The 15,589-nt window shown below is 62.9% G+C and carries 13 protein-coding genes; 2 read left to right on the forward strand and 11 right to left on the reverse strand.

The features are described 5' to 3' along the window. Positions 1 to 44: 44 nt before the first annotated feature. The 9 genes from lpdA to sucC form a co-directional block, all read right to left on the reverse strand. On the reverse strand, positions 45 to 1,433 hold the full coding sequence (lpdA, locus tag ACTXGA_RS14335; protein WP_443394753.1) for a dihydrolipoyl dehydrogenase: 1,389 nt from the start codon (positions 1,431 to 1,433) through the stop codon (positions 45 to 47). A 117-nt stretch (positions 1,434 to 1,550) separates the two neighbouring features. Further along, positions 1,551 to 1,961, reverse strand: coding sequence for an MAPEG family protein (locus tag ACTXGA_RS14340; protein WP_443394755.1), 411 nt, complete (start codon positions 1,959 to 1,961; stop codon positions 1,551 to 1,553). After that, positions 1,958 to 2,923 carry a glycosyltransferase family 2 protein gene (locus ACTXGA_RS14345; RefSeq protein WP_443394757.1) on the reverse strand — a complete coding sequence of 322 codons (966 nt, stop codon included), beginning with the start codon at positions 2,921 to 2,923 and terminating at the stop codon, positions 1,958 to 1,960. The genes ACTXGA_RS14340 and ACTXGA_RS14345 overlap by 4 nt, the downstream gene beginning before the upstream one ends. Further along, entirely contained in the window at positions 2,920 to 3,441 is a 522-nt protein-coding gene (locus ACTXGA_RS14350; protein WP_443394758.1) for a hypothetical protein, read from the reverse strand. Before ACTXGA_RS14350 ends, ACTXGA_RS14345 begins: the two co-directional genes overlap by 4 nt. A gap of 64 nt (positions 3,442 to 3,505) precedes the next feature. Further along, positions 3,506 to 5,038 (reverse strand): 2-oxoglutarate dehydrogenase complex dihydrolipoyllysine-residue succinyltransferase, encoded by a 1,533-nt coding sequence (gene odhB, locus ACTXGA_RS14355; protein WP_443394760.1) that lies wholly within the window; start codon positions 5,036 to 5,038, stop codon positions 3,506 to 3,508. Between the two features lie 4 nt (positions 5,039 to 5,042). Continuing rightward, complete coding sequence (locus tag ACTXGA_RS14360; RefSeq protein ID WP_443394762.1) at positions 5,043 to 8,015, reverse strand: 2-oxoglutarate dehydrogenase E1 component; 2,973 nt, start codon at positions 8,013 to 8,015, stop codon at positions 5,043 to 5,045. A gap of 124 nt (positions 8,016 to 8,139) precedes the next feature. Then, positions 8,140 to 8,274 carry a hypothetical protein gene (locus ACTXGA_RS14365; protein WP_443394764.1) on the reverse strand — a complete coding sequence of 45 codons (135 nt, stop codon included), beginning with the start codon at positions 8,272 to 8,274 and terminating at the stop codon, positions 8,140 to 8,142. Positions 8,275 to 8,919: 645 nt separating this feature from the next. After that, on the reverse strand, positions 8,920 to 9,801 hold the full coding sequence (gene sucD, locus ACTXGA_RS14370) for a succinate--CoA ligase subunit alpha (protein ID WP_443394766.1): 882 nt from the start codon (positions 9,799 to 9,801) through the stop codon (positions 8,920 to 8,922). Positions 9,802 to 9,894: 93 nt separating this feature from the next. Continuing rightward, entirely contained in the window at positions 9,895 to 11,088 is a 1,194-nt protein-coding gene (gene sucC / locus ACTXGA_RS14375) for an ADP-forming succinate--CoA ligase subunit beta (RefSeq protein ID WP_443394768.1), read from the reverse strand. Positions 11,089 to 11,384: 296 nt separating this feature from the next. On the opposite strand from sucC, the gene ACTXGA_RS14380 reads away from it, so the two are divergent. Next, positions 11,385 to 13,148 carry a hypothetical protein gene (locus ACTXGA_RS14380; protein WP_443394769.1) on the forward strand — a complete coding sequence of 588 codons (1,764 nt, stop codon included), beginning with the start codon at positions 11,385 to 11,387 and terminating at the stop codon, positions 13,146 to 13,148. 72 nt (positions 13,149 to 13,220) lie between these two features. On the opposite strand, the gene mdh is transcribed toward ACTXGA_RS14380, so the two are convergent. Further along, positions 13,221 to 14,183, reverse strand: a complete 963-nt coding sequence (gene mdh, locus ACTXGA_RS14385; protein ID WP_443394771.1) for a malate dehydrogenase — start codon at positions 14,181 to 14,183, stop codon at positions 13,221 to 13,223. A gap of 159 nt (positions 14,184 to 14,342) precedes the next feature. Here mdh and ACTXGA_RS14390 point away from each other — a divergent pair, with 159 nt between their 5' ends. Continuing rightward, positions 14,343 to 15,098: a sulfite exporter TauE/SafE family protein gene (locus ACTXGA_RS14390; RefSeq protein WP_443394773.1), complete on the forward strand. Its 756-nt coding sequence runs from the start codon at positions 14,343 to 14,345 to the stop codon at positions 15,096 to 15,098. Between the two features lie 70 nt (positions 15,099 to 15,168). Here ACTXGA_RS14390 and ACTXGA_RS14395 read toward each other — a convergent pair whose 3' ends face one another. Next, complete coding sequence (locus ACTXGA_RS14395) at positions 15,169 to 15,447, reverse strand: hypothetical protein (RefSeq protein WP_443395004.1); 279 nt, start codon at positions 15,445 to 15,447, stop codon at positions 15,169 to 15,171. Between the last annotated feature and the right edge of the window lie 142 nt (positions 15,448 to 15,589).

Raw genomic sequence — 15,589 nt, forward strand, 5'->3', positions numbered from 1 at the left:
GACCCCAAGGGCCGCCCGTTCAGCAGTGTTCAACTGACACCGATTTACATGTGGATCGGACCGTCGCCGCAGGCCAGCGCCGCCTCGCGGACCGCCTCGGAATAGGTCGGGTGCGCGTGGCAGGTCAGCGCGACATCCTCTGCCGAGGCGCCGAATTCCATCGCCACGCAGATTTCGTGGATCAGGTCGCCCACCATCGGCCCGATCATATGGGCGCCAAGAATGCGGTCGGTTTCCTTGTCGGCGAGGATCTTGACGAAGCCATCGGCGGCGAAATTCGCCTTGGCCCGGCCATTGCCCATGAAGGAGAACTTGCCGACCTTGTAGGCGCGGCCCTCTTTCTTCAGCTCTTCCTCGGTGGCGCCCACGGTGGACACCTCGGGCGAGGTGTAGATCACCGAGGGGATCACGCCATAGTTCACATGCCCATGCTTGCCCGCGATCACGGTGGCGGCGGCCATGCCTTCGTCCTCGGCCTTGTGCGCCAGCATCGGGCCGGTGACACAGTCGCCGATGGCGTAGACGCCCTTCACATTGGTGCGCCACTGGCTGTCGACCTTGATCTGGCCGCGCTCTTCCATCTCGATCCCCAGCGCCTCAAGGCCCAGCCCGTCGACATAAGGACGGCGCCCGGTGGCGACCAGCACGGTATCGGCGTCGATCACATGCTCGCTGTCGTCCTTGCGCAGCTTGTAGGTGACCTTGGCCTTGGTCTTGGTGGCCTCGACACCCTGCACTGCGGCCCCCAGCGTAAAGGTCAGGCCCTGCTTGGTCAGCAGCTTCTGGAACTGCTTGGAAATCTCGGCGTCCATCGTCGGCGTGATGGTGTCGAGGAATTCGACCACCTGCACCTCGGCCCCCAGACGCGCATAGACAGAGCCAAGCTCCAGCCCGATCACCCCCGCGCCGATCACGCACAGCTTTTTCGGGATCTTGCCCAGTTCCAGCGCCCCGGTGGAGCTGACCACCACCTTTTCGTCGATCTCGACATTGGGGATCGACGACGGCTCGGACCCGGTGGCGATAATGATGTTCTTGGCCTCGTGGATCTCATCGCCGACCTTGACCTTGCCCGCCTCGGGGATCGAGCCCCAACCCTTGAGCCAGTCGATCTTGTTCTTCTTGAACAGGAATTCGATGCCCTTGGTGTTCTGGCTCACAACGTCATCCTTGTAGGACAGCATCTGCTTCCAGTCGACCGAAGGCGATTTGCCCTTCAGGCCCATCTTGGCAAAGTTGTGCTCTGCCTCGTGCAGCTGGTGCGTGGCGTGCAGCAGCGCCTTGGACGGGATGCAGCCGATGTTCAGGCAGGTGCCGCCAAGCGTGTCGCGCCCTTCGACGCAGGCGGTTTTCAGACCCAGTTGGGCCGCGCGGATCGCGGCCACATAGCCGCCGGGGCCGGAGCCGATGACGATGAGGTCATATTGTGCCATTTGGTTTTCCTTTCGTGTCAGTCGGGGAGGGGGCTCTGCCCCCCTTGGCCTTTCGGCCAATTCACCCCGAGGTATTTTCGGCCCAAAGAAACGGCCGGGATTTCGTTGGACCCTGTGTCATATCAACGCCGAAATCAGCATCAGCGTGGTGGCAAGAAAACCGACCCCCCAGATCAGCGATCGCCACGGCGTCCAGCCATAGTAATAGGCCGGGACATAGAGCATGCGGGAGACGAGATAGAGCAGCGACAGGGCGGCGGTGCCGTTGTTTCCCTGATCCGAAAAGGTGATCACCAGAACCGCGATGGTGAACAGGATCAGCCCTTCGAAATGGTTGTCCAGCGCGCGATACAGCCGCGCGGTTTTTGGCGACAGCTGATCCTGCAGCGGCCCGCCCAGCCGGTCGTGGTCGCGCGGGGACAGGGTCTTGCGGGTGCCCAGTTCGCGGTTCGCAGGCACCGACATCAGCGCGTATTGCACAACCTGCAGCAGCGCAGCCAGGGTCAGGGCGGTCAGTTCGGGCGTCATGCATGTGCCTTTCCGCGGGTCCATGCCGCGCGCGCCTCTGGCGTCAGAACGCGGGCGCGGGTGGCGGTGAACCAGTCCTGACAGGCGCGTTCCGCCGCTGCAATGGCCGGATCGGCCCGCCACGCGGCCAGCGTTGCGCGCACGCCGGGGGCGCGGTCGGCCAGACGGCGTTCCTCGACCTCGTTGCAGTTGGCCTTGCGATGCCAGTGGCTGTTCAGGTGGTACTTGGTGTCACCCTGCTTGCCCTGCCCATCGCCGCGGTCGTTCTTCAATAAAAAGCAGTCCTCGGAGCGGACCGCATAGTGAAACAGCTGCGCGCTGCGGGCGCGCGCGGCCACCTCATGCGGGCGAAAGCGCGCGGATTTCTTCTGGTAGAGCGAGCGGTTGTCCAGGCCTGCGCCATCCGGGGTCATGACCTGCGGATCATCCACCAGCGGATCCAGCGGGTTGTGATCCGTGGCGCGGTCAAAACTGGCGACGCGGAACAGGCATTTGAACTTGGTCACGCCCGGTTCGGGCGCGGGTTCGGCGCGGGTATTGCGCACCGTGACCAGATCGCCGGGCGTCCAGTCCGTCACACCGCTGTCACCGAACATGCGCCACGGGATCGGGACCACATCCGCCCCGGCGGTACGCTCCATCAGGTCGGACAGCGTGCCGTCGAGCAACACAAGGAATTCGTCGCTGTCGATATGCAGAACGTGCGTGATGCCCATATCGCGCGCATGGGCAAGAACCAGATCCATGCCGCTGTCCTGCGGAGAGGCACCTTCTGGCACCTCCTGTCGCAGATGCGTCACCAGCCCCTTCTCCGCCAGCACGTCCAGCAGCACGTCAGAGCCATCGGTGATGTCATTTGTCACCACGATCACGGCGTCAAACCCCAGCGCCCGATGATGCGCCAGCCATTCCAGCACAAAGATGCCTTCGTTGCGCATGCAGGAGGCGAGCGCGACTGTCATTTCGCGGCCTCGAATGTTGCCATGATGCGTGAAACTTCGGCCATATCGGCGGCGCTCAATATGTTCTGATCGCTGTCGTCCCGAAGGTCCCGGAGCAGGTACCATTCCTCATCGCTGGCCAGATGGCCGCGCTTCAGCACTTGCTTGGCCAGCTCTCCCAACAGGCCGCCCTCGGCCATCAGGTCAAACCCGAGTGTTGTCCGAAAACGCTCCAGAAAACCCTGCACGACTTCGGTGATTTCGGCATTGCCCTGCTGCAGCTGCCAACGCAGTTCGCCCGCTGTCACCGAATACCACGACTGCAGATCGCGCAGGATAGACCGCGCACCGCGCGCGTCGCGCGTCTGGTCGAAGAAACCGATAAATTCGCTGCCTGGCATGACGATTTCATTCAGGTCCGGGTCTGTGCCGAACGCCTCTCTGTGTAGCTGAATGCGCCAGTCGCGGTATAGGTCGATGCCGCGCGCAAGGCGTATGACCTCTGGGCGCATGTCCGCTTTGGTGCTGTTCTTTGCCATGGGAAAAGGCGCTTTGCGATAAGAGGCACGGTCCCGCATCTGAGGGGCGGGACCGTGCGGGGGATCACAGATCCATCAACAGGCGGCGCGGGTCTTCCAGCGCTTCCTTGACGCGGACAAGGAAGGTCACAGCACCTTTGCCGTCGACGATGCGGTGATCGTAGGACAGCGCCAGGTACATCATCGGGCGGATCTTGATCTCGCCGTTGATGACCATCGGACGGTCCTGGATCTTGTGCATGCCAAGGATGCCGGACTGCGGGGGGTTCAGGATCGGCGAGGACATGAGCGAGCCGTAAACACCACCGTTAGAGATGGTGAAGGTGCCGCCCTGCATTTCCGCCATCGACAGCTTGCCGTCACGGGCGCGCTTGCCTTTTTCGGCAATCGCCTTCTCGATCTCGGCAAACGACATCTTGTCGGCGTCGCGGATGACCGGAACCACCAGACCCTGCGGCGTGCCCGCGGCGATGCCCATGTGCACGAAGTTCTTGTAGACGATGTCGGTGCCGTCGATCTCGGCGTTGACCTCGGGAACCTCTTTCAGCGCGTGGCAGCAGGCCTTGGTGAAGAAGGACATGAAGCCAAGGCGCGCGCCGTGCTTCTTCTCGAACAGGTCCTTGTATTCCTTCCGCAGCGCCATGGTCTCCGTCATGTCCACCTCGTTGTAGGTGGTCAGGATCGCGGCGGTGTTCTGCGCGTCCTTCAGGCGGCGGGCGATGGTCTGGCGCAGGCGGGTCATCTTGACCCGTTCCTCGCGGGCGGCATCATCGGCCGGAACCGGCGCGCGCGGTGCTGCGGCGGGGGTCGATGCCTGCGGCGCGGCAGAGGCGGCCGCCACGGCGGCGGCGACATCGGCCTTGGTGGCGCGGCCATCGCGGCCGGTGCCCTGCACCGCCTCACGCTTGATGCCAGCCTCGGCCATCGCCTTTTCGGCGGCGGGGCCGTCCTTGATGTCCTTGCCCGGACCTGCGTCACCGGCGGGCGGGGTGGTGTATTGCTCACCGCCTGCCGCTTCGGCCTTGGGCGCGGGGGCTGCCGCACCACCGCCCGAGGACAGCACCGCCAGCTTGGCGTCGGCCTGCACGGTTTCGCCTTCCTTGGCGATGATCTCGGTCAGTGTGCCTGCGGCGGGGGCGGGCACCTCGACAGACACCTTGTCGGTTTCCAGCTCGCACAGCATCTCGTCCTGCGCGACGCTGTCGCCGACCTTCTTGAACCATGTGGAAACCGTCGCCTCGGTCACGGATTCGCCCAGCGTGGGTACCATGACATCGACACTGGCCGAGGCTTCGCCAGCCGATGCGGCGGGGGCTTCGGCCGCCGCTTCCTTGGCCTTGGGGGCCGCGTCCGATCCGCTGTCACCCTCGGAGATATTGGCCAGCAGGGCATCGACGCCCACGGTCTCCCCCTCACCGGCCACGATGTCCGACAGGGTGCCCGCAACGGGCGAAGGCACCTCGACCGTGACCTTGTCGGTCTCCAGCTCACACAGCATTTCGTCCACTGCCACGGCATCGCCGGGCTTCTTGAACCAGGTTGCGACCGTTGCTTCGGTCACCGATTCCCCAAGCGTGGGAACACGCACTTCGGTCATGGTCTTACTTTCCTTCCACTGTCAGCGCTTCGTTCACAAGCGCCTCTTGCTGTGCTTTGTGCATGCTGGCCAGACCCGTTGCCGGGCTGGCCGATGTTGCGCGGCCCACGTAGATCGGGCGCGGATGCGTGGCGCCGATCCGGCCCAGCACCCATTCGATATTGGGTTCGATAAAGCTCCAGGCGCCCTGGTTCTTGGGCTCTTCCTGGCACCAGATCATCTCTGCCCCCTTGAAGCGTTCCAGTTCCTTCACAAGGCTGATCGCCGGGAACGGGTAGAACTGTTCGACCCGCAGCAGGTAGACGTCGTCCAGCCCGCGCGCGTCGCGTTCCTCCAGCAGGTCGTAGTAGACCTTGCCGGAACACATCACCACGCGCTTGATCTTGTCGTCGGCCACCAGCTTGGTGTCGCTCTCACCCGATTCCGCGCTGTCCCACAGGACCCGGTGGAAACTGGACCCGGTGGTGAAATCCTTGGCCTCCGAAACGCACAGCTTGTGCCGCAACAGCGACTTCGGCGTCATCAGCATCAGGGGCTTGCGATAGCTGCGGTGCAGCTGGCGGCGCAGGATGTGGAAATAGTTCGCCGGCGTCGAGCAGTTCGCCACGATCCAGTTGTCCTGACCGCAAAGCTGCAGGAACCGTTCCAGACGGGCGGAAGAGTGCTCCGGCCCCTGACCTTCGAAGCCATGCGGCATCAGGCAGACAAGGCCCGACATCCGCAGCCACTTCGATTCACCGGAACTGATGAACTGGTCGAACATGATCTGCGCGCCGTTGGCGAAATCGCCGAACTGCGCTTCCCACAGGGTCAGCGCATTGGGCTCGGCCAGCGAATAGCCGTACTCGAAGCCCAGCACCGCGTATTCCGACAGCGCACTGTCGATCACCTCATAGCGGGCCTGACCTTCGCGGATGTTGTTGAGCGGATAGTACCGTTCCTCGGTCTCCTGGTTGATCAGGGCCGAATGGCGCTGGGAAAAGGTGCCGCGCGTCGAATCCTGACCGGCCAGACGCACCGGATAGCCTTCGAGCTGCAAGGAACCAAAGGCCAGCGCCTCGGCCGTGGCCCAGTCAAAGCCCTTGCCGCTTTCGAACATCTTTGACCGGGTGTCCAGCAGGCGGCCCACGGTCTTGTGCACCGGAAAGCCGTCCGGCACCGTGCTCAGCGCCTTGCCGACAGCCTGCAGGGACTCTTTCTTGATCGCGGTCTTGCCGCGCTGGTACTTGCCCTCTTTCTGCTTGTCCACGTGGGACCAACGGCCATCCAGCCAGTCCGCCTTGTTCGGGCGATAGACCTTGCCGGCTTCGAATTCCTCGTTCAGATGGGCCTGAAACGCGGCCTTCATGTCCTCGATCTCGCCCTCGGGGATCAGCCCGTCCTTGACCAGACGTTCGGTATACAGGGTCAGCGTGGTCTTCTGCTTCTTGATCTTGTTGTACATGATCGGGTTGGTGAACATGGGCTCGTCGCCCTCGTTGTGACCGAACCGGCGATAGCAGAAGATATCGATCACCACGTCCTTGCCGAACTTCTGGCGGAACTCGGTGGCGACCTTCGCGGCGTGGACCACGGCCTCGGGGTCATCGCCGTTGACGTGGAAGATCGGCGCCTCGACCACCAGCGCGTTGTCGGTGGGATAGGGCGAGGACCGCGAAAAGTGCGGCGCGGTGGTAAAGCCGATCTGGTTGTTCACGACGATATGGATGGTGCCGCCGGTGCGGTGGCCGCGCAGACCCGACAGGGCGAAACATTCCGCCACAACACCCTGACCGGCAAAGGCCGCGTCGCCGTGCAGCAGGATCGGCATGACCTGCGTGCGGTTCACATCGCCCAGCTGGTCCTGCTTTGCCCGCACCTTTCCCAGAACGACAGGGTTCACCGCCTCAAGGTGGCTGGGGTTGGCGGTCAGTGACAGGTGCACCGTGTTGCCGTCGAACTCGCGGTCCGAAGAGGCGCCAAGGTGATATTTCACATCGCCCGATCCATCGACATCCTCAGGCTTGAAGCTGCCGCCCTGGAATTCGTTGAAGATCGCCTTGTAGGGCTTTTGCATCACATTCGCGAGCACCGACAGGCGGCCACGGTGCGGCATCCCGATCACGATGTCCCGGACACCCAGATTGCCGCCGCGCTTGATGATCTGCTCCATTGCGGGGATCAGGCTTTCGCCGCCGTCCAGACCGAACCGCTTGGTGCCCATGTATTTCACATGCAGGAATTTCTCGAACCCTTCGGCCTCGACCATCTTGTTCAGGATCGCCTTGCGGCCTTCGCGGGTGAATTTCACCTCTTTGCCGAAACCCTCGATCCGTTCCTTGAGCCAGCTTGCCTGCTCGGGATCGGAAATATGCATGTACTGCAGCGCAAAGGTGCCGCAATAGGTGCGCTTGATGATCGACAGGATCTCGCGCAGGCTTGCGATCTGCAGGCCCAGCACGTTGTCGATGAAAATCGGGCGATCCATGTCCGCCTCGGCAAAGCCGTAAGAGCGGGGATCAAGCTCGGGGTGGTTCGACGTATCGCGCAGGCCCAGCGGGTCCAGATCGGCGGCCAGATGGCCCCGGATGCGGTAGGCGCGGATGATCATCAGGGCGCGGATGCTGTCCAGAACCGCCTGCTGGATCGCCGCGTCGGAAACGGTGACACCCTTTTCGGCGGCCTTTTCCTGGATCTTCTTGGCGGCGCCCTTGGCCTCTGCCGGAATGGCGGGCATCGGCCATTCGCCGGTCAGCGCGCCGGTCAGGTCGTCATCAGGCTGCGGCGGCCAGTCGGTGCGCGCCCAGGATGGGCCCTTTGCCTCGGCCTGCACATCCAGATCGGCGTCGCCAAGCTGGCCGAAAAACGCGGCCCATGCATCGTCCACCGCGTTCGGGTCGGCGGCATAGCGGGCGTACATCTGTTCGAGGTACTCCGCGTTGTGCCCCTGCATGAACGAAGAGGCGTGGAACTGGTCGTTGGGGCTTTGGTCGGTCATGAAGGCACCTCGTTAGGGTTGGGACCGTATGTGTCGGGACCGTTTGTGTTGGTATCGGGATAAGGGCGGATCGGGCTTTTGCCCGGAATGAGAAGGCGCGTGAGAGGGCCGTGACGGGATGCCGTCACGGCGCGCCGCCTGCCATCGCCAGCAGGACCTGCAACAGGCAATAGGCAAGCAGCACGGCACCGGTCGTCAGGTTGGCCGTGCGCCACAGGCGCGTCTTGCGGTCGTCGATGGTCTGGGCGTGTGCGTTCATCACGGGATCTCCACTGTCCATTCCGGCCCTCAACAGGCATTGCCATCCGCGCCGGTGAAGGCAGGCGTTGCGCGGCGGTCCATCTGACGGTCTTTCCCTGCGCCAATCGCCCGGTCGACCGCGCGGCACGCAGGCCGGTGTCCGGTTGCACGGGGGGCAGGGGCAGGGGGCAGGGCGGGGCGGCGGCCTCTGAGAAGGCTCTGCCGCAGGAACGGGGGAACCGGGTCGGCCCCGCAAGGGTCGGCGCAACGGGCGTCTTGAGCGGTGAGATGAGGGGCGTCCTGGCGGACAGGGAAAGGGACAGGCCGGGCGCTGCCACGGCAAGGCTTTGTGCCGCCGTTGCGCCACGGCTGCCTGCGATCTCCGGCCAATCTGTGACACCGCGTGCCATCTGAACCTCTTTCGCCCCCCGCAGTCGGGCGGGGTTTTGCCTCGTGTCTGCCCGGTCCCTCTCCACCTGTGGCGGGGCCGGGAAAAGGGGGCATTGCGCCCCGAAATTCCCTGTCAGTCCGCCCGCCAGCCGGTGACTTCGGCGGCGGGCGTAAGGGACGAAGGTTAAGGGCGGGTAAAACCGTCCCTGTAACCCCTTGATCTGGCATTCCCCCTAAGCTGTCCACGCGTGGACACACCCAAGGGGAAGGCCCATCAGCCGATCGCCTTCAGCACGGCCTCGCCCAGCGTCGCGGGGCTGTCTGCCACCACGATGCCGGCCTCGGCCATGGCCGCGATCTTGTCCTCGGCACCGCCCTTGCCGCCGGCCACGATGGCCCCGGCATGGCCCATGCGACGGCCCGGAGGCGCCGTGCGGCCCGCGATGAAACCAGCCGTCGGCTTCCAACGGCCCTTCTTGCGCTCATTGGCCAGGAACTCGGCGGCCTCTTCCTCGGCCGAGCCACCGATCTCACCGATCATGATGATCGATTGGGTCTCGTCGTCGCTGAGGAACATGTCCAGCACCTCGAGGTGCTCGGTGCCCTTGATCGGGTCGCCGCCGATGCCCACCGCGGTGGACTGGCCCAGACCGATATCGGCGGTCTGCTTGACCGCTTCATAGGTCAGCGTGCCCGAGCGGCTGACCACGCCCACAGAGCCACGCTTGTGGATGTGGCCCGGCATGATGCCGATCTTGCAGGCGTCAGGCGTGATGATGCCCGGGCAGTTCGGCCCGATCAGGCGCGACTTGCTGTCGACCAGCGCGCGCTTGACCTTCATCATGTCCAGCACCGGGATGCCTTCGGTAATGCAGACGATCAGCTCCATCTCGGCGTCGATCGCCTCGAGGATCGAATCCGCGGCAAAGGGCGGCGGCACGTAGATGACAGAGGCGTTGGCCTCGGTCTTGGCCTTGGCCTCATGCACCGAGTTGAAGACCGGCAGGCCAAGATGCTCGGTCCCGCCTTTGCCGGGGGTCACACCCCCGACCATCTTGGTCCCGTAGGCAATTGCCTGCTCGGAGTGGAACGTACCCTGCGAGCCGGTCAGGCCCTGACAGATGACTTTGGTATTTTCGTCGACGAGGACGGCCATTGTGGCGTTCTCCTGAATACTGTTTGCGTAGGATGCGCATGGATGCGCACCGGTCCTGCGTGTGCGGTGCGCATCCATGCGCACCCGACGGGATCAGCCTTTCACGGCCTTCACGATCTTCTCGGCACCGTCCGACAGATTGTCGGCTGCAATGACGTTCAGGCCGGAGGTATTGATGATCTCCTTGCCCTTCTCGACATTGGTGCCTTCCAGACGCACGACCAGCGGAACCTGCAGGCCGACCTCCTTGACCGCGGCGACCACGCCCTCGGCGATGACGTCACAGCGCATGATGCCGCCGAAGATGTTCACCAGAATGCCTTTGACGTTCGGGTCAGAGGTGATGATCTTGAACGCCTCGGTCACCTTCTCCTTGGTCGCGCCGCCACCCACGTCGAGGAAGTTGGCAGGCTCGGCACCGTACAGCTTGATGATGTCCATCGTCGCCATGGCCAGACCCGCGCCGTTCACCATGCAGCCGATCTCACCGTCCAGCGCGATGTAGTTCAGGTCGTACTTGGAGGCCTCCAGTTCCTTGGGGTCCTCTTCGGTCGTGTCGCGCAGTTCCGAGATTTCCGGCTGGCGGTACATGGCGTTGCCGTCAAAGCTCAGCTTGGCGTCCAGCACCTTGAGCGAGCCGTTGGTCATGACGATCAGCGGGTTGATCTCCAGCATCTCCATGTCCTTCTCGACGAAGGCCTTGTAGAGGATGCCCATCAGCTTGACGCATTCCTTGACCTGCGTGCCCTGCAGACCCAGCGCGAAAGCGATGCGGCGGCCGTGGTAGGGCATGTAGCCGGTGGCCGGGTCGACGCTGAACGACAGGATCTTTTCCGGGGTCGAGGCGGCGACCTCTTCGATGTCCATGCCGCCCTCGGTCGAGCAGACAAAGGAAATGCGCGAGGACACGCGGTCCACCAGCAGCGCGAGGTACAGCTCACGCTCGATGTCAGAGCCGTCTTCGATGTAGATGCGGTTGACCTGCTTGCCCGCCGGGCCGGTCTGATGCGTGACAAGGGTCTTGCCCAGCATCTTCTTGGCTTCCTCGGCGGCTTCCTGCACCGATTTGGCAAGACGAACGCCGCCTTTTTCACCGGCCTCCGCTTCCTTGAACGATCCCTTGCCGCGGCCGCCTGCGTGGATCTGAGCCTTGACCACCCAAAGCGGGCCGTCCATCTCACCGGCTGCGGTCTTGGCGTCCTCTGCTCTCAGAACGGCGCGGCCGTCCGAGACAGGCGCCCCGTAGCTGCGCAAAAGCGCCTTGGCCTGATATTCGTGGATATTCATGGGTCGACTGTCCCCGTTTTGCTGCGGATTTGGTCTAACTAGGCAGGGTCGGGCGTCGGTTAGAACTGATTTTTTGCCGCAACTAGAGCTTTCCCCGGTTTTTTCGACATTTGTGATCACAGCCCCAAAAACTGTGATCACATATTTAAATCCCCTTCTGCGCCAAGTGATTCGGAGTGAGCGCTATCAGTTCAGCCAGACCGTGAACAACAGGGCCTCGCCCCCGAACATCGCGGCTAAGAGGTTGCGGTTGTCTTCGTTCACCACCGGCCCTCTCCAATAAAAGGGATCGGCCCATGATCGTGGATTTGGGTCACGATGGCCATCGGAACCATGTCCTTCAGCAAGTTCGCGGGAATCAAGACGCCCTGGCCATACAAGTGCCGGTGTCCAACCGGTTGCGTGCTTTCCCGCACGTCTTGCGCTTTGCCCGGGACCGTCAGCCAACCCTGCGACGCCCCGTCCCGATGATATGGGTCAATGTTCCCGATGTGGGTTTGGCTCAAATTGGAAGAGAGCGCGCAAGTTTGGGAGAAAGGCAAATGAATGTAAGTCATTTGGTCTTGCCAGCTTGTCTGGCACTGGGCCTGCTGGCGGACGGCGTTGCTGCCGATGTCGAGGTGGCGCTCGCCACTGAAGGCCTTGGCAAACGGGTAGCATGGCTGGAAACGCAGGAAGACGCAGAATTCGAGCTTGGGGCGATGATGACGTTGCGCGCGGTAGAAATCGCGCTGCAAGAGCGTTATCGCTACGGAATCGGCGACGTGAGTTGGGTGCCGATCCTGCGACTCCAAACGATAGCCATCAACCCCGAACCTGAAGCAGCTTCGCCCGAAACGTTGGGCACTGTGGTCCGTGGTTTGGTTGCGAATTTGGAAGCCGCGCGCGGCGCCATGCCCGAAGACAGCGTCGAGCCATTCGAATTGGTTTTGCGGGATGTGTGGTTTGACGTGGATGGCGATGGTCAGCGCGGGAAAGGCGAAGACGCACTGACCATTCTGCCCCCGGTTCTGCTTGGTGGATGGGCCGGGGTGGCTGCAATGGAGTTGGATACGTCGGTGGCTGTGCGCTTCGACACTGCCGATCACGCATGGTTGACGGCTTACACGCATTTTCTTTCCGGTCTTGCCGAGGCTGTTCTGGCATTTGATCCGGCAGAGCCGATCCGCCGGTTTGCTGAGCGAAATGCCGCTCTGGCAGCAGCGCCGATCATTGAAAGCCGCGACAATCTGAAGGCTAATCAAAAGAAGGCGGTTCAAGCCGACATTGCGCGGCTTTCGGACGAACGGGAAAAAGTCTTGGCGCGTCTCCGGGCCACCAACGCACGCAGAAGGGAACTGCGCAAGGCAATCGCCCAGCTTGAAGAGAGGGCGAGATCCTCTGCAGACGCCGGGGCCATCCGCGCGCATGAAGAATGGGTCGCAAAGCAGGCGTTGCTGGACGCTCTGGGCAACAACGAAGACTGGGATCGCTTGACGGTCATCAACGGAGAACTGGCGGTAGCCGAAGCAAATCTGGCGGAACTGGAACGGCCGGTTGACGATGAGAATTGGAAGGACGATTTCATCGACTTCCAACCGTCCTTTGACGCGATCTACATCGCGCTGGAGGCCTTGCAGCAGGAGCCGGACAAGATACACGCGAAGGCGGTAAAACGCCATTGGACGGCAATGATACAGCAGAACCGCCGGTTCTGGGCCGCGCTCGACGCGGAAACCGATGATGATCGCGAATGGATTCCGAACCCACGACAAAAGTCGGTTTTCGGGCTGGAAGTGTCCTACGAAGTGTCGCGCGCCTGGCTGTCGGTCCTCGACGATGCCGAAGCGATGCTGAATGGAACCTTACTCATCCCGCATCCGCTGCTGCCCAAGGGCTATGGAATAAACCTGTCGGCCTGGTTTGATGACCCCTCCGACCTGGACCTTGTGGCTTGGGTGCACGGAACGGGCGCTTATCCTTACGCCGCACGCGGGCCGCGTATTTCGGCGCGAAGCTGGACGGTCTTCCAGAGGATGGCTGGTGGCAACGCTGGCCGTATGGCGCTGTTATTTAACTGACGGCCAAAAACAGTGAACCCCGGCTTCGGGCCGGGGTTCACGCGCTTGGTTGCTATCAGCTGTCTGGATGGATCAGGTCAGCGAGCTGTCGATGCCCTTGCAGGCTTCGACCAGACCCTGAACCGCCTTCACGGAGACGTCGAACATCTCTTGCTCTTCCTTGTTGAGCTTGATGTTGACGATTTTCTCGATGCCACCGGCGCCGATCACGGTCGGCACACCGACATACATGCCCTTCAGGCCGAATTCGCCGTCGCAATAGGCCGCGCAGGGCAGGACGCGCTTCTGGTCTTTCAGATAGGCTTCGGCCATTTCGATCGCCGAGGTGGCGGGCGCGTAGAAGGCAGAGCCGGTTTTCAGCAGGCCAACGATTTCTGCGCCGCCGTCACGGGTGCGCTGAACGATGGCGTCCATCTTTTCCTGCGTGGTCCAGCCCATGTCGATCAGATCCGGCAGCGGGATGCCGGCAACGGTGGAATACCGCATCGACGGCACCATGGTGTCGCCGTGGCCGCCCAGAACAAAGGCGGTGACGTCTTTCATCGACACGTTGAATTCTTCGGCCAGGAAGTGGCGGAAGCGCGCGCTGTCCAGAACACCGGCCATGCCGCAGACCTTTTCGGCGGGCAGGCCCGAGAACTGCTGCAGAGCCCAGACCATCGCGTCCAGCGGGTTGGTGATGCAGATCACAAAGGCGTTGGGGGCGTGTTCGCCGATGCCTTCGCCGACCGATTTCATGACCTTCAGGTTGATGCCCAGCAGGTCGTCGCGGGACATGCCCGGCTTGCGCGGAACACCGGCGGTGACGATGCAGACATCTGCGCCGGCGATATCGGCGTAGTCCTGCGTGCCCTTCAGCTTGGCGTCAAAGCCTTCCGAGGGGCCGGACTCTGCGATGTCGAGCGCCTTGCCCTCGGGGGTGCCCTCGGCGATGTCGAACAGGACGACGTCGCCCAGCTCTTTCATTGCTGCGAGGTGGGCAAGCGTGCCACCGATCTGTCCCGCGCCGATCAGGGCAATCTTGGGTCTGGCCATGGATTCAATCTCCGCCTTGCGTGAATTTGCCGGTTTGCCTACGCCCAGACGGGCCGCTTCGCAAGGGTGCTGCAGTGCGGCGCATGGTCCAAAAAACTTGTAGTTAGCGCTAATGCCAAGATAAGGGTCTGGTGCAAGGCGCTTTTTCCGGAGGCATTCATGGATCTCTTTACCGCACCGGTTCTCGCGGTGACCATTCCGGCCGTGATCTTCGCGGGGATTTCCAAGGGTGGTTTCGGCTCCAGCGTGGCCTTTGCCAGCGCCTCGATTCTGGCCATCGCTCTCGATCCGGGCATCGCTCTGGGCCTCATGCTGCCGCTGCTGATGCTGATCGACGCTGCCAGCCTGCCCGCCTACTGGCGCAAATGGGATTGGTCCATCGCGCGGGTGCTGCTGATCGGTTCTATCCCCGGCACGATCCTTGGCGCGCTGTTCTATGCCTGGACGGACCCGGACGCGGTGCGCCTGCTGATCGGCATCGTGGCGCTGTCCTTCGTGGCATGGCAGCTGTCCCAAAAGGCCGGCCTGCTCCGGCTGGGCGGGACGAAATTCGGGCCCCGGGTCGGGCTGGTCTCGGGTGTTGTGCTTGGTTTCACCAGCTTTGTCAGCCATGCCGGGGGACCGGCGGCCGCGGTCTTCATGCTGGGGCAGGGGCTGGGAAAGACCGTCTATCAGGCCACCACGGTGCTGGTGTTCTGGGCGGTGAACCTGTCAAAGGCGGGGATCTACGCCGGGATGGGCATCTTCACCTGGGACACGCTGAAGCTCGACCTGCTGCTGGTGCCTTTTGCCCTCTTGGGCACCTGGCTGGGGATCAAGGCGCATCACATGCTTCCGGAGCGGGTCTTTTTCAGCATCGCCTACGTGGCGCTGACCATCACCGGGACCAAGCTGATCTGGGACGCGCTGACCTGACGATCAGGGGCAGGGGCGGAACCGGTCTTGAATGCAGCATCCGGTTCACGCTTTCCTTTTCGGTGTCGTTTCAGGCATCGTCGCCCTTCGGCGGCAGCGCCTCGGCCAGTTCTTCAAAGGCCTGACCGCTGGCGACAAGGCAGGTGATGCCGTTGGCCATGGTCACCGTGATCGTCCACGATCCGGAATCGACCGAGGCGAACACCTCCATTACCGCGTTGTTGGAGCCAAGCCCCATGCTCTGCCGTGTCTCACCGTATTTCGTGGCCAGACGATCGACGACCTGATCGCGCGGCGCGCAATGTTGCAGGTTCTGCGCTTCGACAAACGTCGCCGCGCCAAGAAGCATTCCGGCCGAGAGCATGCCCAGCTTGATGAAGTTCTCCGTCATAAGTCACCTTTCGGCTGCGCGTCGTCGCCGGACCGCGGCTTTGGCGGTGGCGCGACACAGGGTAAGTCCCCTCTGATCCGGGTGCCGTCCCTGTGGCCGT

This window comes from Antarctobacter jejuensis (assembly GCF_052266595.1).
GTDB lineage: Bacteria > Pseudomonadota > Alphaproteobacteria > Rhodobacterales > Rhodobacteraceae > Antarctobacter > Antarctobacter jejuensis.